This window comes from Pseudomonas sp. K8, assembly GCF_014889455.1.
Classification (GTDB): Bacteria; Pseudomonadota; Gammaproteobacteria; order Pseudomonadales; family Pseudomonadaceae; genus Aquipseudomonas; species Aquipseudomonas veronii.
This window is the reverse complement of record NZ_VJWO01000007.1, coordinates 78,877-104,674: the sequence shown is the minus strand read 5'-3', so window position 1 is coordinate 104,674 and position 25,798 is coordinate 78,877. Positions and strand designations below refer to the sequence as shown.

Below are 25,798 nucleotides of genomic sequence, written 5' to 3'. Positions count from 1 at the left end.
CACATTGAATTACTGGACGCTCTTATGCAGATTGCTCTCCCTCCCATTAATCTCCTCCACCTGCCAACTGAGCCTGCATTACCTTCCGACCGCAACGGTCATCAAGAAGCAAGCGCACATCCGCGCCATAGACGCTCAATAGATTCCTCCCCACCTAACAATCAAGAAGTGGTGCAGGAAGTCGTACCAAACACCAATTCTTCAAAGGGCGGATACGTCGAAGTCAATGTAAATCCTGATCCAAACAAAGGCATCGGGGTGGGTGAGAAAGCCCCTGAGCCCGTCAACTCTGATTCCAACATCAACGTCGACCCGGTTACACAGGAGATTTCCGGCGCCTTCAAAACAGTTAAAGAAGAAGCCTCTATTTTTCTGAAAAAAAAATTTGCCGAGATGGCGGCACAGGCAGCGACCCCAGCCGAAAAAGAAAAATGGAATATAGATCCCGACAACACCTACCTGGTTACGTATGACTACAACACCACCGGGGAAAAACCTTACCCCGCGAAAATCATCAAGCGAATCTCATTGACCGAGGCGCTCATTACCAATGCACAGGACACGCCAACGGGTGCAGGTTACCAAGTACCTTTCTACGCCGGAGGCCCTGAGGTCATCGTTAAACCCGAATTGGAGACACATACCCCTGGCGTCTTCAACTTCGGCAGTCGCTTCAACCCTTACACTGAAAAGGCGGACATCACCCATACCTACCAAGGTATTTACATAGAGTCCTCGGAAGAACCTGCTCCGGTTTACAACGGAGGAAACCAGAGCGCAATCACGCCCGATGAGTTCAAAAAACTGATCTGGAAGGCGGACTATCAAAAGCCCTACGATCAATTCCTGAATGAGTTCTGGAGCAACCACGAGAAGAAGTATCCATTGCTGGCCAAATCGTCGCTTGTCAAAGCCGCCATGAGCCAGCATCAAGAACAAAGCCTCAGTAAGGAAGGCCGTGATCTGGTCATGCGAGCTTCCGGGTTAGCAGGCAACCAGGCGTCGTGGCCGGACATCAAGCTTGAAGACTTACAAAAGAATCCACCAAAGGATCCCGACATTGAAGTTGGGATGCTGAAAGTCGGGAACTTTCAGTCTACCGACCTTATGTACATCACGGACAAAAAGGTCAGGTTTGATGCCAACGGTAAAAAACTCCCACCGCTCACGCTGTTGCATATACCGGGAAACTCTTCCCCCATTCACACCTTCAACGGCCAGACCGAAATGAAAGCATGGTTCGCCGAGCAAATGGCGGACCCCGTCAAACGCGAAGCGATGGCCGGGCACTTCCCGCTCAAAGACAAACCTAACGGCTATGCACAAGCAGGCATAGACGAGACGCTGGCCGGGCTCGGTACCTGGCCTGAAAAACGCGAAACTCCGGGGGGATTACTTTCCTATGATCATCGGGCTTTCAGCGGCTTCTGGGACCCACAAGACTTCATTAAGGCAGAACCCAGTCACTCGCCTTTCGATGAAATCACGACACGTCAGAAAGATCGCTCTTATTCGGATGCCGCGGTGGATATCACCAGTGACAGGGACGTCATCAAGAATAATATTATTTCCGGCTTGGAAAAGGCTGCAAAAGCAGCACTATTCCTGACTCCGCTGGCTTTTGTAATGCCTGAAGTGGCACTGACATTGGATGCATTCTATCTGGCCAGCGGGATAACCGAGGCAGGGATTGGCATTGACGACAAAGTACATGGCAAACCGACTGGCAACCAACGCATCATATTCGGTTTTTTCAACGCCGCGATCGCCGTGCTCCCACATATCGCGAAGACTGGCAAATCGGGGGAGGAAGCCGCCGCTAGCGAAATCAAACCTGGCGAGGAACCCAAACCGAACGAACTGAACCCTGAACATGAGCCGCCTGCTGAAATCGAAGCGGAAGGGGACGCTCCGACTGTCGAAGTCAAAATGGGCGGCCCGATGAAGAATCTGAAAATTGTTGGCAATGAAGTCCATACCTTTGAGGACACTTACAAAGCCGGAAGACGACTCAACATTGTTGCACATGGTTCTAAACCATATCGGCCCGGTACGTTCTTTGGCGAAGACTCAAAAGTTGTGATCGACGGAAAAGGTTACTCACCAAAAAAACTAATAGCCTTATTGAAAAGCAAAGGTATAGATCCAGAAACATATGACTCTGTACGGCTTATAGTTTGTCATTCAGGCGAAGGGCGTGGAAGCTCGTTCGCTGCAAAATTTCAAAAAGAGATCAATAAGCCCGTCAAGGCTTTTGAGGGAGGGGTGTTCACAAATTTTGGCTCAACCACACTGAAAAACTATCGAGACAAGTACGTCACTCAAATCATGGCGTCAAATCCAAAAATTACGCGTCAAGAGGCTGAGCGCATAGCTGAAGCGAAACTACAAGCCGACCATAATGACTATAGCGTTACAAAAATAAATAAAAACGACGGCCAACCGACCACCATCAATAGCGCTCCGCCGGGAGAGCCCCCAAAATATGAAGATTCTACAGTTGAATATAAACCCGTGTATTTCCCGCCCAAACAGCCATGAGCACTCTTTCTCAACCGAGTGAACATGGAAAACGTGTGCGATATGTATTGAAGGTCGCCAGCCCAAAAATACTCAGCCTTCCATACCTACCCGCAACACAGGATAAAATGCTGAAAACTCAAGTGTTCGAGGCTCAAGCACAGCACGATATCCCGCGTTCTGTTCCTAGGGTTCAGCGCCGTACCGGGCGCTTCTGCAGCTTGCGTTGCAGGGTACGCCGGTGCATGCCCAGCGCGCGGGCGGTGGCCGAGATATTGCCTTCATGCTCGGTCAGCACGCGCTGGATGTGTTCCCACTGCAGGCGGTCCACCGACATCGGGTTTTCCGGCACCAGGGTGTCGAGGTCGGCATGCTCGGAGAGCAAGGCGGCCAGCACGTCGTCGGCGTCCGCCGGTTTGCACAGGTAGTTGCAGGCGCCACGCTTGATGGCTTCGACAGCGGTGGCAATGCTGGAATAACCAGTGAGGATCACCACGCGCATTTCCGGATCGAGTTCGAGCAGCTTGGGCAGCAGCACCAGGCCGGAGTCGCCGTCCATTTTCAGGTCGAGCGCGGCGTAGTCCGGCAGGTCGGCCTGGGCGATGCTCAGGCCCTCTTCCGCGGAGCCCGCGGTGCTGACGCGGAAACCGCGACGGCTCATGGCACGCGCCATAACGCGGGTAAAGGTAGCGTCATCATCTACCAGCAACAGGTGCGGCAGTTCTTCGCCTTCGACTTGGATCTCATCACTCATCGATATCTCCTCGTGCGACACGGGGCAGGCGCAGCTCGGTGAGCGTGCCGCCTTCCTCATGACTATAGAGCTTCACTGAGCCGCCCGCGCGGGTCACGCTGGCCTTGCTCAAAAACAGGCCGAGGCCGAAGCCTTTGCCCTTGGTGGTAAAGAAAGGTTTGCCGATCTGCTCGGCAATAGCCAGCGGCACGCCTGCGCCGTGGTCACGAATGCTGATGGTGAGGTTTTCCGTGTCCCAGTCCAGCTGCACTTCCAGGCCTTCGGGGCAGGCATCGGCGGCATTGTTCAACAGGTTGAGCAGGGCCTGGGTCAGGTCCGGCGGCGGCGCCATGCGCGGCACGCTGCCCTGCCCCAGCAGGTGGAAACGGTAACTGGCTTCGGGGCGCATCAGGTGCCAGCGGTTCAGGGCTTCGTCGAGCCACTGGGTCACGTCCTGCATCTCCACCGCCAGGCGGCGGTTGGCTTCGGCGGCGCGCACCAGTTGCTGCAAGGTTTGCTTGCACTGCTTGACCTGTTCGCGCAGCACGCCGAGGTCTTCTTGCAGCGCCGGATCGTGGTGGTCCTGGGTCATTTCGTTGAGCAGCACGCTCATGGTCGCCAGGGGCGTACCCAGCTCATGGGCCGCACCGGCGGCCTGGGTCGCGACGGCCAGCAGTTGCTGGTCGCGCAGGCCTTCTTCGCGGCGGATGGCGCGCAATTCTTCCTGGCGGCGCAGTTCTTCGGCCATGCGCGCGGCAAAAAAGGTGATGACTGCGGCCGACAGCGCGAAGCTCAGCCACATCCCGTAGATCTGCAGGTTTTCCCGGGCGATGGGGAACGTCTGCAGCGGGTAGAACTGCGCCAGCAGCAAGGTGTACAGGGTCAGGGCAATGCCGGAGAGTATCACCGAGTAGCGCCACGGCAAGGTCACGGCCGCTATGGTCAAAGGCACCAGGTAATACGAAACGAACGGATTGGTGGAACCACCGGAGAAATACAGCAACACACTGTGGATAAACAGATCGCAGGCCAACTGCAGGGCGTATTCCAGCTCGGTCACCGGCCAGGTGGTGCGCAACCGGATGGCGGTAAACGCACACAACACGGTGGAAAAACCCAGGGTCACGCTCAGTTGCAGCCACGGCAGCGGCAGCAGGTCGAACCAATAGGCAAGCCCGACGGAACCGGCCTGCGCGGCCAATACCAAGGTGCGAATGAACGTCAGGCGCCAGAGGTTCTGGCGGGTGGCGGAAGTCAGTTTTACGGCGGCGAGCATGAGCTCTCCCGGTGAGCGCTGCAGGCGGATCGGCAGGAGTATAAACGAAGCCGACCGGCAGACACGGCGCGTGTGGCTCTTTGACGCAGGCGCGCTGAATGACCGTTCGTCGGCACTGCGACAACTTGTAGTGAATGTGTAAACCCGAAGAACCCGGCACCACCGTCTACAGTCATACCGATACGAACATTCCAAGGAGCTTCCATGTCCCGTTTCATTCGCAACGCAGCCGCTCTCACCCTCAGCGCCAGCACCCTGGCCAGCCTCCCGGCCGTCGCCGCCGATGAGTTGCATTACAACCAGATCGCCCTGCGCGCCGAAGTCAGCCAGGAAGTGGCCCGCGACAAGATGATCGTGACGCTCTATACCGAATCCCAGAACGCCGACCCCGCCAAGCTCGCCGCCGACATCACCACCACCATGAACCAGGCCCTGGGCCAGGCCCGCGAAGTCAAGGCCGTGACCCTGCGTCAGGGCAGCCGCAACAGCTACCCGATCTACGACAATAAGAATCAGAAGATCACCGGTTGGCGTGAACGCGCCGAACTGCGCCTGGAGAGCGCAGACTTCCCGGCGCTGTCCAAGCTCACCGGCGAGTTGCTCAACACCCTGAAAATGCAAAACATGGAATTCGCCATCGCTGACACCACGCGCAGGTCCAGCGAAGACGCCCTGCTCAAGGACGCGGTCAGCGCATTCAAGGCTCGCGCCCAACTCGCCACCGATGCGTTGGGCGGCAAGGGTTATAAGATCGTCAACCTGAACTTCAACACCAATGGTTATCCACAACCTTACGCACGCGGCGGGATGATGATGAAAGCCGCCATGATGGATTCGGCGCCGACGCCGGAAGTGGAAGCCGGTACCAGTCAGGTAAGCATGAGTGCCGATGGGGTGATCGAAGTCCTGCAATAAGCCTTTTGAAGCACACGAAAACGGCGCGGCCCCGAAGGGCTTGCGCCGTTTTTTTTGGACGGTCGATCAGCCATGGGAATGGAGCCGAGGCAGGCGTGACCTGAAGCAGACACAACCGCAGCCAACCGGCTCAAAGCAAGGGACGTGATGATGGTTCGAATCACTTTAACGTAGGATTTTTTCAGAATACTGCAAGCCTTTCTTTAATACAGACGTCTAGCCCGAGCCCCATGCAATGACGTGGAACTGTTCAGTCTTATATAACCACCTATTTTCATCATTCTCCCAACCTAGATTAAGAAGTTACGCAACAGCCCATAACAGAGGTCAATTTCACGTCTGACTTAATTTCCCGCCCGCCGATTAATCCGGGCTTAATTCGGGCATATGCGTTTCGAAAAACGAACAGTGTTTATGAACTTCACGCCTACATCGAGCCGATCATGAATATCAATCCGTTCCTCCAGCCACCCTCGTTAATCCCCCCACTCTCCGTACAAAGTCGTCACGCCAGGTCGATTAATGACTCATCCGCTCCACAAAAAAAATGGTCGGGAGAGGAGAGTGAGCCAGAGTCAAAAAAGACAGGGGTTGAACAAAAAACGATTGCAACCTCTTCCCCTGATCCGGAACTTGAGGCCCGCACGACCACCATTTATGGGTCAACCACCGTTTCCGCCCCCAACGCGAACTACACACTTACGCAACGAGAACAGCGTATCGACGGCTATGCCAATCGCGTAAATACGCAGATTGGCCAAATAGAAAACGGTAGCGAAGGTGAAAGAAATATCAAATTCCAGCGCGCGCGCCAGTTTATGGAACCCGCAGGATACTTTAGTGGTGGTTTATTATCCGCCGGCTACGACCCGCACGAAAAGTTCACGGTGACGTTCAGCTCTTATACAGGCAAGGGGAAACCCGAGACATTGACCAACACTCAAAAGCGCACTTACTTTGCGTGGGAAATTGCTGCGGGCTCTCTTGCGCACGATAAAGTCCAACGTGGCGGCCCGATCAACTTCCAAGAAATGGAAATCGCGTCAAGCGACCGGGGTAAAATCAATAATCTGGAATCCGTCGGCCAGACACTCCAAGATCATTGGGAAAATGAAATAGCCAGCTCGATGCGGGACGCTTCCGGCACCCTGGCAAAACGCTCCGGAAAAGCGGACGCCTATGTATTGAAGGGAACCTTGCAGAGCCTGTCCAACGACAGTGAAAGTTTTAAACTGTTAAGCCCCGAAGCTCAAACCGCCATCAAGCGCACGCTTGAGCAAAATGGACAAGTCATCGTCCCCAACATTTACGGCTACCCAATGGCGGGGTATGCATTTATTCCTTACACGCCCTACGACGGTAATTATGAGCACAGACCCAACAAGGGTGTGATGGTCGACTTGAAGAACGGTGCCGCCCACGAAATAAAAGGCGATGATGATTTCGCCAACTGGGCCAAAAGCAATCGTGAGAACTTGCAAAAAAGTTTCAATGCCCGCGACAGACAAGGCGGCATAGATGCACATTGGCCCAAGGCGGGGGAAGTACTCGATAACTTGATTGAGGGAAATCACGCCAACTACCCAGGTTATCAAAACCTCGTCAAGGATCAAGCCATACCAGTTCGCGAGGTATTTAATTACACGCGATCACGAGGTAGCGACTATCATTTGAAATATGGCAACCTCAATGACAGCATTGCTACCAGCTACCAAGACTTAAATGCCAAGAATGCGGTATGGAGTGACCAAACCCAAGTATTTGGCTCCTCACAACAAGGTTGGAAGGGTGCGAAAGATTTTTGGGGCAATACCTTCGGCTACGTTCCCGTCCTGGGCAACGTAGGTATTATTGCCTTCGGCATACATGACGGCATCTATGGCATGACGGCGCAGGATCGCGTTGGCGGCAATGCCGCGGCGGTTATATCCAGCCTGCAACTTGCACATGAACTTACACCGATCGGGATAGAAGCCGGGCTGGGCGAAAATACCGGCACCGCGGCTATCGGCCTGAATTACAACTGGCGATACAACGCAGCGACAAGCGATTTTGAGTTGGTGCGGGCCCCCGAACTTCCATCTACCGCAAATCAAGCTCCCGTTTCAATGGGAGGCGCGCCTGAAGTAAACGTAAATCCAGCGCCGCCTCCGTCAGCCTCCTTTCCGGGTATGCAAGAGGTGGAGTTTAACGGGAGAAAATACTTCGCCAGCAATACGCCGGACGCCGGGGATGGGGCGCATTACATACTGCGTGTTCAGCACCCAGAAGATCCGTCCAAGCTGGCCAATAGCGGCATTATTGCCAAGCCTGATGAGGCGGGCGTCTGGAAAAACAAAGGCGATGCGGGTCACCCACAGTTACCGCCGAGCGACGACGCTCAGAATGGAATTCCGCCAATCAACCGGTTGCGCCCCAGCCAGTCGGGGGACATCAGCAAATATGCGCTGCCCAATGGCGAGAAACTCATTGAGAACGCAGTGCCCAACACCAAAGGCATTTATCAGGCCGCCGACGAAAAACGCTGGTTCATCCGCTATGCCGACGATACGGGTTTGCAAAAAGTGTATGAGATCAGAAGTGATTTCAAACTCAGTGATAACTATGTCCAGATCATTGACCCCAATACCAGGAAGCCTGTATTGACCGTATATGCCAACGGTGACGGACAGTGGTCCACCGCCAGAGGCCAAGGTGGCTGGCCTTGGAATCGCGCCCCTTCGTCCCCTCCCACAGAGGCTGCCAAGATACCGCCAAAACTTTCGGATGGATTCGAAGCGTTGGGCGACCCCAAGACAAGTGGTGCCGATAAGTTTGACGAAGTCTTTAACTACAACAACGACACCACCTACCAACAATCCGTCAGCAATTATAAAGAAGGGGACGTACTTAAACGTAAACTCAATATTTCCTGGACCGTCGACGAAGACAACTTCGAAGTTTATTCCAGCGAAAAGTCGCAGCCTAATGAGTACAGCACAACGCCCTACTCGCCAAACTTCCTGAAGGACTTGAACCGCGACCATTACAGCGTAAGGATAAAACAACCAGACGGTTATACGACCGTGGAGCTGGATGCCTCAGGCAGCGCGGATGGTGAAACGCTGCGCCAGCGACTCAAGCAGTTCGAAGAGGCCATCCCCGACCCGCTCTTACGCTCGCGCATATCCGAAGTGGCTCATCAGGGCAGTGTCGCTCCCACATCGGTCGAGTTAAAAATGAACCAACTGCAAGAGCATGTCGGCTTCAAAGGCAAGGACACCCATTACATCATCACCTACGATCCAGAAACAAATACGGCCAAGGTTCAATTTGACGCGAAAATGACATTACTCGATCTGGATAAAGATGCGGCTGAAATTCCCAATATGGAGGTCAGCGCACAACGCACCTTCGAGATTGCTGAATCCAACGAACTGGACCCAGACGCAAATCCTTACGCCATCAATAAAAAGGCCCCCTTCACCCTGACCGCCTCGAGTATCGTCGAGGTGAAATAACACCGGCGACTTTCTGATAACACGTAACGGCGGTAACCTCGGTGACCGCCGTTTTTTCGTGCGCGCAGCTTTATATGCCTGCCACTTCAGGGGTCTCCATGGAAAGAACCATCTTCAAACCGCTGCTCCTCGCTGCCGGCCTGCTGGCCTTTATGCCCATGGCCCAGGCGGCCAGCACCCTGGTCTACTGCCCCGAAGCCAGCCCCGCCGGCTTCGACCCCAGCCAGTACACCAGCGGCACCGATTTCGATGCCTCCGCCGAAACCGTGTTCAACCGCCTGACCCAGTTCAAGCGCGGCGGCACCGAGGTCGAACCCGGGTTGGCGACCCGTTGGGAGGTCTCCAACGACGGTCTGACGTACACCTTCCATCTGCGTGACGGCGTCAAGTTCCACACCACCGATTTCTTCACGCCCACCCGCGACTTCAACGCCGATGACGTGTTGTTCACCTTCAACCGCCTGCTGGATGCCGACAGCCCGTTTCGCAAGGCCTACCCGTCCGAGTCGCCGTATTTCACCGACATGGGTTTGAACACCACGATCAAAAGCGTCGACAAACTGGACGAGCACACCGTGCGCTTCAGCCTGAACAACGTCGATGCCTCTTTCGTACAGAACCTGGCGATGAGTTTCGCCTCGGTGCAATCGGCCGAGTACGCCGCGCAACTGCTGAAGACCGGCAACGCCGCAGACATCAACCAAAAACCGGTGGGCACCGGGCCTTTCGTGTTCAAGCGTTACCAAAAGGACTCGCAGATTCGCTACGTCGCCAATAAACAGTATTGGAAACCCGAGGATGTGAAGCTCGACAACCTGGTGTTCGCGATCACCCCGGACGCCGCGTCGCGCCTGCAGAAACTCAAGGCCGGCGAATGCCAGGTCAGCGGTTACCCGCGCCCTGCCGACATCGAGGTGATGAAACAAGACCCCAACCTGCGCGTGTTGCAGCAAGCAGGGTTCAACCTGGGTTTTCTGGCCTACAACGTGACGCATCCGCCGCTGGATCAACTCAAGGTGCGCCAGGCCCTGGACATGGCCATCGATAAACCGGCGATCATCAAGGCCGTGTACCAGAGCGCCGGACAACTGGCGCAGAACGCCTTGCCTCCGGCGCAGTGGTCTTATGACCCGACGATCAAGGATGCCCCGTTCGACCCGGCCAAAGCGCGGGCGCTACTAAAAGAAGCAGGGGTTGCACCCGGTACGACCATCAACTTGTGGGCGATGACCGTACAACGCGCGTCCAATCCGAATGCGCGAATGTCGGCACAAATGATCCAACAGGATTGGGCCAACATCGGCATCAAGGCCAACATCGTCAGCTATGAGTGGGGCGAATACATCAAGCGCGCCAAGAATGGCGAGCACGATGCGATGATTTACGGCTGGACCGGCGACAACGGCGACCCGGATAACTGGCTCGGCGTGCTCTACAGCTGTGCCGCGGTGAAGGGCAGCAACTACGCCAAATGGTGTAACCCGGCCTACGACAAGCTGGTGCAACAGGCCAAGGTCAGCAGCGACCGCGAGCAGCGTATCAAGTGGTATCAGCAGGCACAAAAAATCCTTAAGGAACAAGTACCTATAACGCCTATTGCGAACTCGACGGTTTTCCAGCCACTTCGCAAGGAAGTGCGGGACTTCAAAATCAGCCCCTTTGGCCTGACGCCGTTCTACGGCGTGAGTCTCGATAAGTAACAGCAACGCCCCAATCGAGTGCATAACACGCCTCGGTTGGGCCTTTTTGGTGCTCGTGCGGCACCGAAAAAGCCCTCCAAATGTACACATTTATGTCGAAACTTTCATATTTGCGACATTCCTGTACGTTCGTACCACTCTTTCATCCTTGCAACCGTTCAGCATCTTGCAATGGGTATGGCCCCTGCATAAGTATCCGCAGGCCGACTCACGAGGTCGCCCTCACTACCAAAAATGACAACAAATCATGAGGCCAACATGCTTAAACACGCAGTCATTCCGTTACTTGTTAGCGCTGGCCTTATGGCCGCAGCGCCTTTCGCCCAAGCGGCGACTAACCTGGTGTTCTGCTCCGAAGGGAGCCCGGCCGGTTTTGATCCAGGCCAGTACACCACCGGAACAGACTTCGATGCTTCGGCCGAAACCATGTTCAACCGTCTGAGCCAGTTCGAACGTGGCGGCACCGCCGTCGTTCCTGGCCTGGCCACCAGCTGGGACGTGTCCCCGGATGGCCTGACGTACACCTTCCACCTGCGCGAAGGCGTCAAGTTCCACACCACCCCGTACTTCAAGCCCACTCGCGAGTTCTCGGCCGACGACGTACTGTTCACCTTCAACCGGATGATCAACAAAGACGATCCGTTCCGTAAGGCCTACCCCACCGAGTTCCCGTACTTCACGGACATGGGGATGGACACCAACATCAAGAACATCGAGAAAGTCGATGCCCACACCGTCAAGTTCACCCTTGGCACCGTGGACGCCGCCTTCATCCAGAACCTGGCGATGAGCTTCGCGTCGATCCAGTCGGCCGAGTACGCCGCGCAACTGCTGAAAAACGGCACGCCGCAGGACATCAACCAGAAACCTGTCGGCACCGGCCCGTTCGTGTTCAAGAGCTACCAGAAAGACTCGAACATTCGTTACACCGGCAACAAGGACTACTGGAAACCTGAAGACGTGAAGATCGACAACCTGATCTTCGCCATCACCACCGACCCGTCGGTGCGTATCCAGAAGCTCAAGAAAAACGAATGCCAGATCACCCTGTTCCCCCGTCCGGCCGACCTCAAGGCACTGGGCGACGACAAGGACTTGAAACTGCCGCACCAGGCCGGTTTCAACCTGGGCTACATCGCCTACAACGTCATGCCGGTGCTCAAGGGCCAGACCGCGCCTAACCCGCTGTCCGACCTGCGCGTGCGCCAGGCGCTGGACATGGCGGTGAACAAGCAGCAGATCATCGACTCTGTGTACCAGGGCGCGGGCCAATTGGCGGTCAACGCCATGCCGCCGACCCAGTGGTCCTACGACACCACCATCAAAGATGCCCCGCACGACGTGGCCAAAGCCAAGGAACTGCTCAAGGAAGCCGGGATCAAGGACGGCACCGAGATCACCCTGTGGGCCATGCCGGTCCAGCGTCCGTACAACCCGAACGCCAAGCTGATGGCCGAGATGCTGCAGAACGACTGGAAACAGATCGGCCTGAAGGTCAACATCGTCAGCTACGAATGGGGCGAGTACATCAAGCGTTCCAAAGGCGGCGAGAACCAGGCCATGATCATTGGCTGGAGCGGCGACAATGGGGACCCGGACAACTGGCTGAACGTACTGTTCGGCTGCGATTCGCTGGCCGGTAACAACTTCTCCAAATGGTGCGACAAGAAATTCGACGGCATCGTGAAAGAAGCCAAGGCCACTTCGGATGTGGCCAAACGCACCGAGCTGTATAAGCAGGCGCAACATATCCTCAAAGATGCAGTCCCGATGACACCTATCGCGCACTCGACGGTGTATCAACCCATGCGCAACACCGTACAGGACTTCAAGATCAGCCCGTTTGGCCTGAACTCCTTCTACGGCGTGAGCGTCAGCGGCAAGTAAGGACCAATCGCGGCGACGTTTCATAACGTCGCCGTTATTGCATCCGCCAGGCCAGTAGGAAACAGACCACATTCGCGCTCGCTGCCGTCCTACGGCAATGAACTTCGATTCGCGGCTCCGTTGCCTACAAGGTCAGTCAGATTTTGCGCATTTACTGCGAAGTCCTCGACCCCTAACGTCGTAGGACAGCAGAGGCTCCAATCTGATGGGCACTTGCTGTGCGTGGAATCAGTGATGTCCCCCTGGCCGTATGCCGGGGGGATTGCTCGCTGATGACAACTACAAACAAGGATCGGGATCGTCATGCGCCATACCACCGTTCTATCCGCAATTTTTGGTACCAGCCTGCTGGCTGTGGCCACGATGGGCCACGCCGCCGAAAAAAAGAGCCTGGTGTTTTGCTCTGAAGGCAGCCCGGCGGGCTTTGACACCGCGCAGTACACCACCGCCACCGACAACGATGCGGCCGAGCCGCTGTACAACCGCCTGGTTGAGTTTGAAAAGGGCGCGACCAGCGTCGTACCGGGGCTGGCAACCAAGTGGAATATTTCGCCAGATGGCCTGACCTACACCTTCCACCTGCGCGAAGGGGTGAAATTCCACAGCAATAAAGAGTTCAAGCCCACGCGGGACTTCAACGCCGACGACGTGTTGTTCACTTTCAACCGCATGCTTGACCCCGACCATCCGTTTCGTAAGGCCTACCCCACCGAGTTTCCATACTTCAACGGGATGAGCCTGAACAAGAACATCGCCAAGGTCGAGAAAACCGACCCGCACACCGTGGTGATGACACTGAACACGGTCGACGCGGCGTTCGTGCAAAATATCGCCATGAGCTTTGCCTCCATTCTGTCGGCCGAATACGCCGAGCAGTTGCTCAAGCAGGGCAAGCCCAGCGACATCAACCAGAAGCCGATCGGCACTGGCCCGTTCGTCTTCCAGCGCTACCAGAAAGACTCGCAGATCCGTTACGCCGGCAACAAACAGTACTGGGACCCGAGCCGGGTCAAGCTCGACCAGTTGATCTTCGCCATCAACACCGACGCGTCGGTGCGGGTGCAAAAGCTCAAGGCCGGCGAATGCCAGATCACCCTGCATCCGCGTCCGGCGGATGTCGACGCTCTCAAGGCCGACCCCAAGCTGCAACTGCTGACCAAGCCAGGTTTCAACCTCGGCTACATCGCCTACAACGTGCGCCACAAACCGTTCGACCAGCTCGAAGTGCGTCAGGCGCTGGACATGGCGGTGAACAAGCAGAGCATCCTCAACGCCGTGTACCAAGGCGCGGGGCAACTGGCGGTCAACGCCATGCCACCGACGCAGTGGTCTTACGACGACAGCATCAAAGACGCCGCCTACAACCCGGAAAAAGCCAAGGAACTGCTCAAGGCCGCCGGCGTGAAGGAAGGCACCGAGATCACCCTGTGGGCGATGCCGGTACAACGGCCGTACAACCCCAACGCCAAGCTGATGGCCGAGATGCTGCAGAACGACTGGGCCAAGATCGGCCTCAAGGTCAAGATCGTCAGCTACGAGTGGGGCGAGTACATCAAGCGCACCAAGAACGGTGAGCACGATATCAGCCTGATCGGCTGGACCGGCGACAACGGCGACCCGGACAACTGGTTGGGCACCCTCTACAGCTGCGACGCCATCGGCGGGAACAACTACTCCATGTGGTGCGACCCGGCATACGACAAGCTGATCAAGCAAGCCAAGGTCGTCACCGACCGCGAACAACGGACTGTTCTGTACAAACAGGCACAGCAACTGCTCAAAGCGCAGGTGCCGATCACACCCGTCGCCCACTCGACGGTCAACCAGCCGTTAAGCGCCAAAGTCGAAGGTTTCCAAGTGAGCCCCTTCGGCCGCAACGTGTTCTCGGGCGTCAGTATCACCCCATAAGAAAATAACCGGATTGCGGGGAGTGGATAACACTCTCCGGCAAACTTGCAGCCTTCTGTTGGGAAATTTCCTACAGCAAACGTTTGCAAATGCTTGAACGAGTTACACACCAATAGCCGGTTCGCCTAAAAGACCGGCATAAAAAAAGAGAACCAAAGGAGCTTCACCCATGAAACTGAGCAGCAAAGCGCTTCTGGCCCTGGCCATCAGCAGCATCACGGCGACCGCTTACGCGGAAACCCAGAGCCAGGACTTCGTTCCCACCACACTGGCCGGCACCAGCGCTCAAAGCGAAGCCAAGGGTTTTATCGAGGACTTCAGCCTGGGCGGCACCACGCGTAACTGGTACTCCCATGAAAGCAAGTACCGTGGGGGCACCTTCGAGTACAAGAAGCATGGCGAAACCCGCACCGACCGCAATCGTACCAACTGGGTACAGGGCACCATCCTCAACGCCAGCTCGGGTTTCACCCAGGGTACCGTGGGCGTCAAGACCGAATTGGCGGTCTACAACGCACTGGTCCTGGACCGCAGCAAGCGTGACATCAAGGGCGGCTCCAACCGTACCCTGGCCGACTCCAACGGCGATGCAGTCGACCAGTGGAGCAAACTGGGCCTGGCCAACGTGCAGTTCCGCGTCTCCAACACCACCCTGACCGCCGGTCGCCAGAACTTCAGCAGCGGCATCGTCGATACCATCGGCAACCGTGCGCTGCCTTCGAGCTTCGAAGGGGTGAGTTTCAACAGCGAAGAGTTCAGCAACCTGTCGTTCCAGGGCGGCGTGTTCGACCGCGTTTCGCCACGTACCGAACAGAGCCTGTCGAAATTCCGCAGTGAATACGGCAACGGCGCTGAAACCGACAAGGTGTCGACCCTGGGCCTGAACTACCAGCCGCTGAAAAGCCTGAAAACCAGCATCTTCGCCGCCAACGTCAAAGACTTCTGGAACCAGTACTACTTCGGCGCGACCCATGAACTGGGCGACAGCTCGGTATTGGGCCTGACCACCGGCCTGAACTACTACAAGACCGTCGACGAAGGCAAAAAGTTGATGGGCGAAATCGACAACGACACCTACTCGCTGTCGCTCGGCCTGACCCACCAGGCGCACAGTCTGACCTTCGCGTACCAGGCAGTGAACGGTAACGAGTACTTCGACTACCTGCACGAAACCAACGGCATCTACCTGGCCAACTCCCTGACCTCGGACTTCAACGGCCCGAACGAGAAGTCCTTCCAGATCGCCTACGCCATCAACATGGCCGAATACGGCGTGCCAGGCCTGAAGTTCAACGCTTACTCAGCGCGCGGCTGGGGCATCGACGGCACCCACTACACCGGCAACGGTGGTCGGGCCAAGTTCGCCTATGACGGCATCCAGAGCCAAGACGGCGAAAAACACCAGGAATACGGTGTAGGCGCCTCTTACGCAATCCAGAGCGGCCCACTCAAAGCCACGGGCATTCGTGCGACCTACGTTGAGCACCGTGGCAGTGAGTTCCAGTCCGACGGCAGCATCAAAGAGTTCCGTTTGGTCACCACCATCCCGTTCAACATCCTTTAATCAGCGCCAGGTAGACGGCGGGCTCAGGACGAGCCCGCCCTCTATGCTCGTCTGGTTCCATCGATTGCAGAGGGCTCCGAATGAACATGCTCCCGTTACAAGCTGCCATTGCCGCTGCGCTGTTGAGCGTGGCGGTCGGCATTTCGGCCAAACCGCTGGTGGTCTGCACCGAAGCCAGCCCGGAAGGTTTCGATCCGGTCCTGTACACCACGGCCGTCACCGCCGACGCCGCCGCCGAAACCCTGTTCAACCGTCTGGTGGACTTCAAGCCCGGCACCACCGAAGTGATCCCGGCGCTGGCCAAGGCCCTGCCGGAAATCAGCGCCGATGGCCTGACCTACACCTTCCACCTGCGTGACGACATCAAGTTCCACACCACCGACTATTTCAAACCCACGCGCAACCTGAACGCCGACGACGTGCTTTGGAGCTTCCAGCGCCAGCTGGACCCGAAACACCCGTGGCACACCAAGTCCAACGTGGGCTACCCGTACTTCGAAAGCATGGGCTTCAAGGAACTGCTCAAGAGCGTCGAGAAGACCGACGATCACACCGTGGTTTTCACCCTGACCCGTCCGGAAGCACCGTTCCTGGCCGACCTGGCCATGGCGTTTTCGTCGATCCACTCGGCCGAATATGCCGACCAGTTGCTCAAGTCCGGCAAGACCGATGACCTCAACGCCAAGCCGGTCGGCACCGGCCCGTTCATCTTCACCCGCTACGCCAAGGACGCCCAGGTGCGCTTCAAGGCCAACCCGGACTACTTCCGCGGCAAGCCGCCGGCCGACCCGCTGATCCTGGCGATCACCACCGACAACAACGTGCGCCTGCAGAAGCTCAAGGCCAACGAATGCCAGATCGCGCTGTATCCGAAGCCCGACGACATCCCGAGCATCAAGAAAGACCCGAACCTGAAAGTCGATGAACTGGCGGCCATGACCACCAGCTACACTGCCTTGAACACCACCCACAAATACATGAGCGACGCACGGGTGCGTCACGCGATCAACATCGCGTTCGACAAGGCCGGCTACACTGAGGCCCTGTACGGCAAAGGCAACGCAGTTGTCGGCACCGGTCCGTATCCGCCGACGTTGCTGGGTTTCAACAACACGTTGAAAAACCCGCCACGCGACCTCGACAAGGCCCGCGCCCTGCTCAAGGAAGCCGGCGTGCCGGAGGGCACCGAGTTCACCCTGTTCACCCGTAACGGCGGCGGCCCGACCAACCCCAACCCGATGCTCGGCGCCCAGCGCATGCAAGCGGACCTGGCCCAGATCGGCCTGAAGGTCAACATCAAGGTGATGGAGTGGGGCGAGATGCTCAAACGCGCCAAAGCGGGCGAGCACGACATGGTCTCTGCAGGTTGGGCCGGCGATAACGGTGACCCGGACAACTTCCTCACCCCGAACCTGAGTTGCGATGCGGCCAAGAACGGCGAAAACTACGCCCGTTGGTGTAATAAAGAATTTCAGGACCTGATCGACAAGGCGCGCGCCATCGCTGAACCCACCCAGCGCGCTGCACTCTATGAACAAGCACTGGACGTCTTTGACAAGGATCAACCGTGGATCCCCATGGCTTATCCGAAAATGTTCACCGCCATGCGCAAAAACGTCGAGGGTTATACCCAAAGCCCACTGACGACCAATAACTTCGCCACCACCCAGGTGAAGTAAATAAGAAAAAACGCTCGGCACCGTCGACGTTGACGGTGCCGGACCTGCCTAACCGGCTGATTGAGGTACACCACAAGATGTTTAGTTTTATTGCCCGCCGATTGGGGTTATTGATCCCCACCTTCTTCGGCATCACGTTGCTGACGTTTGCGTTGATCCGCATGATTCCAGGCGACCCCGTAGAAGTCATGATGGGCGAACGCCGGGTCGACCCCGAGATGCACGCACAGGCAATGGAACGCCTTGGCCTTAACAAGCCGTTGTATGCGCAGTACCTGGACTACATCGGCAAGCTGGCCCAAGGCGACCTTGGCGAATCCCTGCGCACGCGCACCAGCGTGTGGACCGAGTTCACCGCACTCTTCCCGGCGACCCTGGAGCTGTCCATGGCCGCCCTGTTGTTCGCCGGTATCCTGGGCCTGTTGGCGGGGGTGATCGCGGCCTTGAAGCGAGGATCGCTGTTCGACCACGGGGTGATGGGCATCTCCCTCGCGGGCTATTCGATGCCGATCTTCTGGTGGGGCCTGATCCTGATCATGTTCTTCTCGGTGAGCCTGGGCTGGACCCCGGTTTCCGGGCGTATCGACCTGCTCTACGACATCGAGCCACGCACCGGCTTCATGCTGATCGACACCCTGCTGGCCAACGAGCCTGATGCGTTCTGGGACGCCCTGCACCACCTGATCCTGCCGGCCATCGTGCTCGGCACCATCCCGCTGGCGGTGATTGCGCGGATGACCCGTTCGTCGATGCTCGAAGTGTTGCGCGAAGACTACATCCGCACCGCCAAGGCCAAAGGCCTGTCGCCGGCGCGCGTGGTGTTCATCCATGGCCTGCGGAATGCGCTGATCCCGGTGCTCACCGTGGTCGGCCTGCAAGTCGGCACCCTGCTGGCTGGTGCGGTATTGACCGAAACCATCTTCTCGTGGCCCGGCATCGGCAAATGGCTGATCGAAGCCATTGGCGCACGGGACTACCCGGTGGTGCAAAACGGCATCCTGCTGATCGCCTGCCTGGTGATCCTGGTGAACTTCGTGGTGGATGTCCTCTACGGCTTCGCCAACCCACGCATCCGTCACCAGCGCTGAGATCATGACCATGACCACACCTACTCCAGTGTCAGCAGTCGATCAGAGCCTGCTGTACCCGTCGCCGTACAAAGAATTCTGGCAAGCCTTCTCCAAGAACAAAGGCGCGGTTGCCGGCCTGCTGTTCATGTTGCTGATCGTGTTCTGCGCGCTGTTCGCCCCGTGGGTGGCGCCGCATAACCCCAGCGAGCAATACCGCGACTTCCTGCTGACCCCGCCGTCGTGGCTGGAAGGCGGGCAGATCCAGTTCCTGCTCGGCACCGACGAACTCGGCCGTGACTTGCTCTCGCGCTTGATCCAGGGCTCGCGCCTGTCGCTGCTGATCGGCTTGTCGTCGGTGGTGATGTCGCTGATTCCGGGCATCCTGCTCGGGCTGTTCGCCGGGTTCTTCCCGCGCCTGCTCGGCCCGACCATCATGCGCCTGATGGACATCATGCTGGCCCTGCCATCACTGCTGCTGGCCGTCGCCATTGTCGCGATCCTCGGCCCTGGCCTGATCAACACCGTGATCGCCATCGCCATCGTCTCGCTGCCGTCCTACGTGCGTCTGACCCGCGCTGCGGTGATGGGCGAACTCAACCGCGACTACGTGACCGCCGCCCGCCTCGCCGGTGCCGGCCTGCCGCGCCTGATGTTCATCACCGTGCTGCCCAACTGCATGGCGCCGCTGATCGTGCAGGCGACCTTGAGTTTCTCTTCGGCGATCCTCGATGCCGCCGCGCTGGGCTTCCTCGGCCTGGGCGTGCAACCGCCAACGCCGGAATGGGGCACCATGCTGGCTTCGGCCCGTGACTACATCGAACGCGCCTGGTGGGTCGTGAGCCTGCCGGGTCTGACCATTTTGCTCAGCGTGCTGGCAATCAACCTGATGGGCGACGGCCTGCGCGACGCGCTGGACCCGAAACTCAAGAACGCCGCCTGAGGAGATTCCCATGTCACTGTTAGAAATCAAGAATCTCAACGTGCGCTTCGGCGACAAGACCGCCGTGCCGGTGGTCGATGGCCTCGACATCAGCGTCGACAAAGGCGAAGTCCTGGCGATCGTGGGAGAGTCGGGCTCGGGTAAATCCGTGACCATGATGGCGCTGATGGGCCTGATCGAACACCCCGGCATCGTCACCGCCGACGCCCTGAACTTCGACGGCAAGGACATGCTCAAGCTGAGCAACCGCCAGCGTCGGCAGATCGTCGGCAAAGACCTGGCGATGGTGTTCCAGGACCCGATGACCGCGCTGAACCCCAGTTACACCGTGGGTTTCCAGATCGAAGAAGTGCTGCGCCTGCACCTGAAGATGTCCAGCAAGCAAGCACGCAAGCGTGCCATCGAACTGCTGGAAAAAGTCGAGATCCCCGGCGCCGCCAGCCGGATGGATGCCTACCCGCACCAACTGTCCGGCGGTATGAGCCAACGCGTGGCCATCGCCATGGCGATTGCCGGCGAGCCGAAGCTGCTGATCGCCGACGAACCGACCACCGCCTTGGACGTGACCATCCAGGCCCAGATCATGGACCTGCTGCTGGCCCTGCAGAAAGAGCAGAACATGGGCCTGGTGCTGATCACCCACGACCTCGCGGTCGTCGCGGAAACCGCCCAGCGCGTGTGTGTGATGTATGCCGGCCAAGCCGTGGAAGTCGGCCAGGTGCCGCAACTGTTCGACATTCCGGCGCATCCCTACAGCGAAGCACTGCTCAAGGCGATTCCGGAACACAGCCTCGGTGCCGCGCGCCTGGCCACGCTGCCCGGCATCGTGCCCGGCCGTTATGACCGCCCGCAAGGCTGCCTGTTGTCGCCGCGTTGCCCCTACGTGCAAGACAGCTGCCGCCAGACCCGCCCGGGCCTGGACCCTAAATCGAACAGCCTCGCGCGCTGCTTCTACCCCTTGAACCAGGAGGTGGCGTAATGGCCGTCGTTCTTACCGCCCGCGACCTGACCCGTCACTACGAAGTGTCCCGAGGCCTGTTCAAGGGCCACGCCACCGTGCGCGCCCTCAATGGGGTGTCCTTCGAACTGGAAGCCGGCAAGACCCTCGCCGTGGTGGGCGAGTCGGGCTGCGGCAAATCCACCCTGGCCCGTGCGCTGACGCTGATTGAAGAGCCATCCTCGGGCTCGTTGAAAATCGCCGGCCAGGAAGTCGCCGGCGCCGACAAGGCGCAGCGCAAGCAATTGCGCAAAGACGTGCAGATGGTGTTCCAGAGCCCGTATGCCTCGTTGAACCCGCGGCAGAAAGTCGGCGATCAACTGGCTGAACCGCTGCTGATCAACACCCACCTGTCCGCCGCCGAACGCCGCGAAAAGGTCCAGGCGATGATGAAGCAGGTGGGCCTGCGCCCTGAGCACTATCAGCGCTACCCGCATATGTTCTCCGGCGGCCAGCGCCAACGGATCGCCCTGGCCCGGGCGATGATGCTGCAACCAAAAGTGCTGGTGGCGGATGAGCCGACCTCGGCACTGGACGTGTCGATCCAGGCCCAGGTGCTCAACCTGTTCATGGACCTGCAGCAGGAATTCAACACCGCCTACGTGTTCATTTCCCACAACCTTGCGGTGGTGCAACACGTCGCCGACGACGTGATGGTGATGTACCTCGGGCGCCCGGTGGAAGTCGGCCCCAAGGGCGACATCTACGCGCGCCCCCTGCACCCGTACACCCAGGCGCTGCTGTCGGCCACACCGACCATCCACCCGGACCCGAACAAGCCGAAGATCAAGATCGTCGGCGAACTGCCCAACCCGCTGAACCCGCCGTCCGGCTGCGCTTTCCACAAGCGCTGCCCGTATGCGACGGCGCGGTGCAGCAGCGAGGAGCCGCAGTTGCGGGCGTTGGATAACCGCCAGGTGGCTTGCCACTATGCGGAGCAGTTCGTCGCCTGAAACGAGCGTCGCGCTGCCCTGTGGGGGGCGCGGTGACACAGCGTTCTACAGCCCTTCCCGTCAGGTTGCGCATCAGCCTGGCGGGAGGGGCTTTTTTTGCAGGGTCTACGTCTGGCTATCGCCTTCATCATCCGGGTTGTCATCGCCCGGCTCGTCGGTGGTGGAGTCGTCATCGCCCTTGCTGCCGCCCTGGTCCTCGTCGCCGGGCTCCGCTTCAGACTTGGCCAGTTGCAGGCCCTTGGCCTGCCCACTCTGCAGCGCAGACACCGCCGCCCCGCTCTGCACCGGGTTATGTGCCCAGGCCGTCGACATTCCCAATGACAACAGCACCAGCACCTTCAGTAACAGCACGACTCGTTGAACAATACTCATGGTTGATCCCCTCCAGTCAGTAGGTGAATCCCGCACGACCGCTGTTTAGCGCCGCCAGCGTTGAAGCTAGTCCCGATGCCGGGTTCTCGCCAATCCCCACATCGGGTGGAGATCAAAAAATGTGGGAGAGCAAGTCGAACCGTCGCACCGCCCCTCCCACCTTTGGTTTTGCAGCGCCCATGAAAAAGGGCGAAGCCATGACAGCTTCGCCCTCTTGTTCACCGCTCAGAGCTTAATGGTGCTCGCGGGTCGCACGGAATTTCACGTCCGGCCAACGCTCTTCCATCAGCGCCAGGTTGACCCGGGTCGGCGCCAGGTAGGTCAGGTGACCGCCGCCGTCGACCGCAAGGTTTTCCACGGCTTTGTTGGAGAACTCTTCCAACTTCTTCTTATCGCTGCACTCGATCCAGCGCGCGGAGTACACAGTGATCGGCTCGTAGGAGCATTCGACCTTGTATTCCTCTTTCAGGCGACTGGCGACCACATCGAACTGCAGCACACCGACGGCGCCGAGGATGATGTCGTTGCTGCGCTCGGGGAAGAACACCTGGGTCGCGCCCTCTTCCGCCAGTTGCTGCAAGCCTTGGCGCAGTTGCTTGGATTTCAGCGGGTCGCGCAGACGCACGCGGCGGAACAGTTCCGGGGCGAAGTGCGGGATGCCGGTGAAGCCCAGCGTTTCGCCTTCGGTGAAGGTGTCGCCGATCTGGATGGTGCCGTGGTTGTGCAAGCCGATGATGTCGCCGGCGTAGGCTTCTTCGAGCTGTTCACGCTCGGAGGAGAAGAACGTCAGGGCATCGCCGATTCGCACGTCCTTGCCGGTGCGAACGTGGCGCATCTTCATGCCTTTTTCGTATCTGCCGGAGCAGATTCGCATAAAGGCGATACGGTCGCGGTGTTTGGGGTCCATGTTCGCCTGGATCTTGAACACGAAGCCCGAGAATTTCTCCTCCACCGGCTCCACGGTGCGCTCGTTGGCGACCCGGGCCAGCGGGCGCGGGGCCCAGTCCACCACGGCGTCGAGCACGTGGTCGACACCGAAGTTGCCCAATGCGGTACCGAAGAACACCGGGGTCAGTTGGCCGTCGAGGAATTCCTGCTGGTTGAACTCGTGGCAGGCGCCCTGCACCAGTTCCAGCTGGTCGACGAAGCGGTCGTACTCATCGCCCAAGTGGGCGCGGGCTTCGTCGGAGTCGAGCTTCTCGATGATTTTCACATCGGTGCGTTCGTGACCGTGGCCGGCGGTGTAGACAATGATGTAGTCGTCGGCCAGGTGGTACACGCCCTTGAAGTCGCGGTAGCAACCGATCGGCCAGGTGATCGGCGCCGCCTTGATCTTCAGCACCGCTTCGATTTCGTCGAGCAGCTCGATCGGATCGCGGATGTCGCGGTCGAGTTTGTTGATAAAGCTGACGATCGGCGTGTCGCGCAGGCGGCAGACGTCCATCAACGCAATCGTGCGTGGCTCGACGCCCTTACCGCCGTCGAGGACCATCAAGGCCGAGTCCACCGCGGTCAGGGTGCGGTAGGTGTCTTCGGAGAAGTCTTCGTGGCCCGGGGTGTCGAGCAGGTTGATCATGTGATCGCGATACGGGAACTGCATGACCGACGTGGTAATGGAAATACCCCGTTGTTTTTCCATTTCCATCCAGTCGGAGGTGGCATGGCGGTCGGATTTGCGGGATTTCACCGTGCCGGCCACTGCGATCGCCTTGCCCATCAGCAAGAGCTTCTCGGTGATGGTGGTTTTACCGGCATCGGGGTGGGAAATAATGGCGAAAGTGCGGCGTTTCGCGACTTCGGCGGCCTGGTGGGTCATGGGAAATCGCCTGGCAGGTGAGTCAAAAAAGGGCGGCGAGTATAGCGCAAACCCAGGGTGCCGGACCACCGTTCACCCGGTTGGGGGTGGCTAAATACTGCCAAGTATGGAACCTTTTAAAAGGTAGAGACGTCCACTCCCCTGCAACCGCACTCGAAACAGGGGCTGAAAAATCAGCAAGTTAGCCTGACGAGGCTGCGCTCATGGCTTGACCTCATGCCGCTTTTGCCGGCATGGGCGAGCTGCTTTTCGCGACCACATTCAACGGCAGCCAGCAGTGGCATGCCACGCAGGAATGTGTTCGCCGACAGAAGAAAAAAGGAGTCCGCCTGTGGCTATTCGCTATGGCAAAGGGCTGATAGGAGGAGCGGTTGTCGTCGCTCTCCTGGCCCTGCTGATCCACTGGATCGGCATCAACACCATCGAACTGTACCGCGACGATTTGTTGTTTTACCTGCAAGCTCACCTGATTCTCGTCCTAGTCTCCATGCTGGCCGCCCTGATTGTGGGCCTCCCCGCCGGTATCCTGCTCAGCCGCCCGAACATGGTCGGGCGCGCCGAACGCTTCATGCAGATCTTCAACATCGGCAACACCGTCCCTCCCCTGGCCGTACTGGCCATCGCCCTCGGCGTCCTCGGCATCGGCAGCGGCCCGGCGATCTTCGCGCTGTTCCTCGCTTCATTGCTGCCCATCGTGCGCAACACCTACGAAGGTCTGAAAAACGTCCAGGGCTCGCTGAAAGAAGCCGCCACCGGCATCGGCATGACCCCGCGCCAGGTGCTGTTTCGCGTCGAATTGCCGAACGCCGTGCCGATCATCATCGGCGGCGTGCGCGTGGCCCTGGCGATCAACGTCGGCACCGCGCCGCTGGCGTTCCTGATCGGCGCCAACAGCCTGGGCAGCCTGATCTTCCCCGGCATCGCCCTGAACAATCAGCCGCAATTGCTGCTCGGCGCCGCGTGTACCGCGCTGTTGGCCCTGCTGCTCGACGGTCTGGTGACCATGGGCAGCCGCCTCTGGCTGGAACGCGGAGTGCGTGCGTCTTAAGGCTCGGCAAAGGAATTCACATGAAAAAACTGACATTGATATTGAGCTGCGTCCTGCTGTTTGCAGGGGTTGCGCAAGCCGCTGAAAAACCGGTCATCCGCATCGGCGCACGGGTGTTCACTGAACAGACCCTGCTCGCCGAAATCACTTCCCAGTACCTGCGCACCAAGGGTTACGACACCCGCGTGACCGGCGGCCTGGGCAGCAACCTGGCGCGCAGTGCCCAGGAAAGCGGGCAACTGGACCTGATCTGGGAATACACCGGCGTGTCGCTGGTGGCCTACAACCATGTGGACGAGAAGCTCGACAGCGAACAGTCCTACGCTCGGGTGAAAGAACTCGACGCGAAAAAAGGCCTGGTCTGGCTTTCGCCATCGAAATTCAGCAACACCTACGCGCTGGCATTGCCTGAGAACGTGGCCCAGGAATTCCCGCAGATCAACACGATCAGCGATCTGACCCAAGCCCTCGCGGAAAAAACCAAGGCCACGCGCCTGGTGGCCCTGGACACCGAGTTCGCCAACCGTTCCGACGGCATGGGCGGCATGGTCAAGCTCTACGACATGAACCTGACCCGCAAAAACACCCGGCAGATGGACGCCGGGCTGGTCTACACCGCGTTGCGTAACGGCCAGGTGTTTGCCGGCCTGGTCTACACCACCGACGGTCGCCTGAATGCCTTCAAATTGAAGCTGCTCGAAGACGACAAGCACTACTTCCCGGACTACACCGCCGCGCCGGTGGTGCGTCAGGTTTATCTCGACGCCCATCCTGAACTGGCCGCCGATCTGAAGCCGCTGGCTGCCCTGTTCGACGACGCAACCATGCGCCAGCTGAACGCGCGGGTCGACGTCGACCATGAAAGCCCGTCCGCCGTCGCCGCCGACTTCCTGCGCCAGCATCCACTCAACTAAGAGGAG

At 58.5% G+C, this 25,798-nt stretch carries 18 protein-coding genes; 14 read left to right on the top strand and 4 right to left on the bottom strand.

What is annotated here, in order from left to right; genetic code table 11:
* The first annotated feature begins 24 nt into the window (after positions 1-24).
* Complete coding sequence (locus INT12_RS07430; protein ID WP_226926041.1) at positions 25-2,541, top strand: dermonecrotic toxin domain-containing protein; 2,517 nt, start codon at positions 25-27, stop codon at positions 2,539-2,541.
* Between the two features lie 172 nt (positions 2,542-2,713).
* Here INT12_RS07430 and INT12_RS07425 read toward each other — a convergent pair whose 3' ends face one another.
* Positions 2,714-3,274, bottom strand: a complete 561-nt coding sequence (locus INT12_RS07425; protein ID WP_004372278.1) for a response regulator transcription factor — start codon at positions 3,272-3,274, stop codon at positions 2,714-2,716.
* The gene (locus INT12_RS07420; RefSeq protein ID WP_017845431.1) at positions 3,267-4,529 is read right to left on the bottom strand and encodes an ATP-binding protein; all 1,263 of its coding nucleotides are present in this window, start codon (positions 4,527-4,529) and stop codon (positions 3,267-3,269) included. The genes INT12_RS07425 and INT12_RS07420 overlap by 8 nt, the downstream gene beginning before the upstream one ends.
* 204 nt (positions 4,530-4,733) lie before the next feature.
* Here INT12_RS07420 and INT12_RS07415 point away from each other — a divergent pair, with 204 nt between their 5' ends.
* From INT12_RS07415 to INT12_RS07365, 11 genes are all read left to right on the top strand, one after another.
* Positions 4,734-5,444, top strand: coding sequence for an SIMPL domain-containing protein (locus INT12_RS07415; RefSeq protein ID WP_017845432.1), 711 nt, complete (start codon positions 4,734-4,736; stop codon positions 5,442-5,444).
* Positions 5,445-6,262: 818 nt separating this feature from the next.
* Positions 6,263-8,944, top strand: a complete 2,682-nt coding sequence (locus tag INT12_RS07410) for a hypothetical protein (protein WP_193058811.1) — start codon at positions 6,263-6,265, stop codon at positions 8,942-8,944.
* A gap of 98 nt (positions 8,945-9,042) precedes the next feature.
* Positions 9,043-10,644 carry an ABC transporter substrate-binding protein gene (locus INT12_RS07405; RefSeq protein WP_193058804.1) on the top strand — a complete coding sequence of 534 codons (1,602 nt, stop codon included), beginning with the start codon at positions 9,043-9,045 and terminating at the stop codon, positions 10,642-10,644.
* A 258-nt stretch (positions 10,645-10,902) separates the two neighbouring features.
* A complete protein-coding gene (locus INT12_RS07400) occupies positions 10,903-12,531 on the top strand; it encodes an ABC transporter substrate-binding protein (protein WP_026139828.1) in 1,629 nt (542 codons plus the stop codon).
* A gap of 363 nt (positions 12,532-12,894) precedes the next feature.
* The gene (locus tag INT12_RS07395; protein WP_371918420.1) at positions 12,895-14,439 is read left to right on the top strand and encodes an ABC transporter substrate-binding protein; all 1,545 of its coding nucleotides are present in this window, start codon (positions 12,895-12,897) and stop codon (positions 14,437-14,439) included.
* A 169-nt stretch (positions 14,440-14,608) separates the two neighbouring features.
* Entirely contained in the window at positions 14,609-16,003 is a 1,395-nt protein-coding gene (locus INT12_RS07390; RefSeq protein ID WP_017845437.1) for an OprD family outer membrane porin, read from the top strand.
* A gap of 80 nt (positions 16,004-16,083) precedes the next feature.
* Positions 16,084-17,682: an ABC transporter substrate-binding protein gene (locus tag INT12_RS07385; protein WP_017845438.1), complete on the top strand. Its 1,599-nt coding sequence runs from the start codon at positions 16,084-16,086 to the stop codon at positions 17,680-17,682.
* A 77-nt stretch (positions 17,683-17,759) separates the two neighbouring features.
* Positions 17,760-18,770 (top strand): ABC transporter permease subunit, encoded by a 1,011-nt coding sequence (locus INT12_RS07380; RefSeq protein ID WP_017845439.1) that lies wholly within the window; start codon positions 17,760-17,762, stop codon positions 18,768-18,770.
* Positions 18,771-18,780: 10 nt separating this feature from the next.
* Positions 18,781-19,692 carry an ABC transporter permease subunit gene (locus INT12_RS07375; protein ID WP_026139829.1) on the top strand — a complete coding sequence of 304 codons (912 nt, stop codon included), beginning with the start codon at positions 18,781-18,783 and terminating at the stop codon, positions 19,690-19,692.
* Positions 19,693-19,702: 10 nt separating this feature from the next.
* Positions 19,703-20,671, top strand: coding sequence for an ABC transporter ATP-binding protein (locus INT12_RS07370; protein ID WP_102617145.1), 969 nt, complete (start codon positions 19,703-19,705; stop codon positions 20,669-20,671).
* Positions 20,671-21,642 carry a peptide ABC transporter ATP-binding protein gene (locus INT12_RS07365; RefSeq protein ID WP_017845442.1) on the top strand — a complete coding sequence of 324 codons (972 nt, stop codon included), beginning with the start codon at positions 20,671-20,673 and terminating at the stop codon, positions 21,640-21,642. Before INT12_RS07370 ends, INT12_RS07365 begins: the two co-directional genes overlap by 1 nt.
* Before the next feature lie 105 nt (positions 21,643-21,747).
* On the opposite strand, the gene INT12_RS07360 is transcribed toward INT12_RS07365, so the two are convergent.
* Positions 21,748-22,014, bottom strand: a complete 267-nt coding sequence (locus tag INT12_RS07360; protein ID WP_046488130.1) for a hypothetical protein — start codon at positions 22,012-22,014, stop codon at positions 21,748-21,750.
* A 232-nt stretch (positions 22,015-22,246) separates the two neighbouring features.
* Positions 22,247-23,830 (bottom strand): peptide chain release factor 3, encoded by a 1,584-nt coding sequence (locus INT12_RS07355; RefSeq protein WP_017845444.1) that lies wholly within the window; start codon positions 23,828-23,830, stop codon positions 22,247-22,249.
* 331 nt (positions 23,831-24,161) lie between these two features.
* Here INT12_RS07355 and INT12_RS07350 point away from each other — a divergent pair, with 331 nt between their 5' ends.
* Together INT12_RS07350 and INT12_RS07345 are read left to right on the top strand one after the other, a co-directional pair.
* Positions 24,162-24,878: an ABC transporter permease gene (locus tag INT12_RS07350; protein WP_046384714.1), complete on the top strand. Its 717-nt coding sequence runs from the start codon at positions 24,162-24,164 to the stop codon at positions 24,876-24,878.
* Positions 24,879-24,898: 20 nt separating this feature from the next.
* Complete coding sequence (locus INT12_RS07345) at positions 24,899-25,792, top strand: glycine betaine ABC transporter substrate-binding protein (protein WP_193040431.1); 894 nt, start codon at positions 24,899-24,901, stop codon at positions 25,790-25,792.
* Positions 25,793-25,798: the final 6 nt, after the last annotated feature.

What these genes read in the sequence shown, in the direction of transcription:
- INT12_RS07430 (WP_226926041.1), top strand. Translation starts at nt 25, where the DNA reads ATGCAGATTGCTCTCCCTCCCATTAATCTCCTCCACCTGCCAACTGAG.
- INT12_RS07425 (WP_004372278.1), bottom strand. Translation starts at nt 3,274, where the DNA reads ATGAGTGATGAGATCCAAGTCGAAGGCGAAGAACTGCCGCACCTGTTG.
- INT12_RS07420 (WP_017845431.1), bottom strand. Translation starts at nt 4,529, where the DNA reads ATGCTCGCCGCCGTAAAACTGACTTCCGCCACCCGCCAGAACCTCTGG.
- INT12_RS07415 (WP_017845432.1), top strand. Translation starts at nt 4,734, where the DNA reads ATGTCCCGTTTCATTCGCAACGCAGCCGCTCTCACCCTCAGCGCCAGC.
- INT12_RS07410 (WP_193058811.1), top strand. Translation starts at nt 6,263, where the DNA reads ATGGAACCCGCAGGATACTTTAGTGGTGGTTTATTATCCGCCGGCTAC.
- INT12_RS07405 (WP_193058804.1), top strand. Translation starts at nt 9,043, where the DNA reads ATGGAAAGAACCATCTTCAAACCGCTGCTCCTCGCTGCCGGCCTGCTG.
- INT12_RS07400 (WP_026139828.1), top strand. Translation starts at nt 10,903, where the DNA reads ATGCTTAAACACGCAGTCATTCCGTTACTTGTTAGCGCTGGCCTTATG.
- INT12_RS07395 (WP_371918420.1), top strand. Translation starts at nt 12,895, where the DNA reads ATGGGCCACGCCGCCGAAAAAAAGAGCCTGGTGTTTTGCTCTGAAGGC.
- INT12_RS07390 (WP_017845437.1), top strand. Translation starts at nt 14,609, where the DNA reads ATGAAACTGAGCAGCAAAGCGCTTCTGGCCCTGGCCATCAGCAGCATC.
- INT12_RS07385 (WP_017845438.1), top strand. Translation starts at nt 16,084, where the DNA reads ATGAACATGCTCCCGTTACAAGCTGCCATTGCCGCTGCGCTGTTGAGC.
- INT12_RS07380 (WP_017845439.1), top strand. Translation starts at nt 17,760, where the DNA reads ATGTTTAGTTTTATTGCCCGCCGATTGGGGTTATTGATCCCCACCTTC.
- INT12_RS07375 (WP_026139829.1), top strand. Translation starts at nt 18,781, where the DNA reads ATGACCACACCTACTCCAGTGTCAGCAGTCGATCAGAGCCTGCTGTAC.
- INT12_RS07370 (WP_102617145.1), top strand. Translation starts at nt 19,703, where the DNA reads ATGTCACTGTTAGAAATCAAGAATCTCAACGTGCGCTTCGGCGACAAG.
- INT12_RS07365 (WP_017845442.1), top strand. Translation starts at nt 20,671, where the DNA reads ATGGCCGTCGTTCTTACCGCCCGCGACCTGACCCGTCACTACGAAGTG.
- INT12_RS07360 (WP_046488130.1), bottom strand. Translation starts at nt 22,014, where the DNA reads ATGAGTATTGTTCAACGAGTCGTGCTGTTACTGAAGGTGCTGGTGCTG.
- INT12_RS07355 (WP_017845444.1), bottom strand. Translation starts at nt 23,830, where the DNA reads ATGACCCACCAGGCCGCCGAAGTCGCGAAACGCCGCACTTTCGCCATT.
- INT12_RS07345 (WP_193040431.1), top strand. Translation starts at nt 24,899, where the DNA reads ATGAAAAAACTGACATTGATATTGAGCTGCGTCCTGCTGTTTGCAGGG.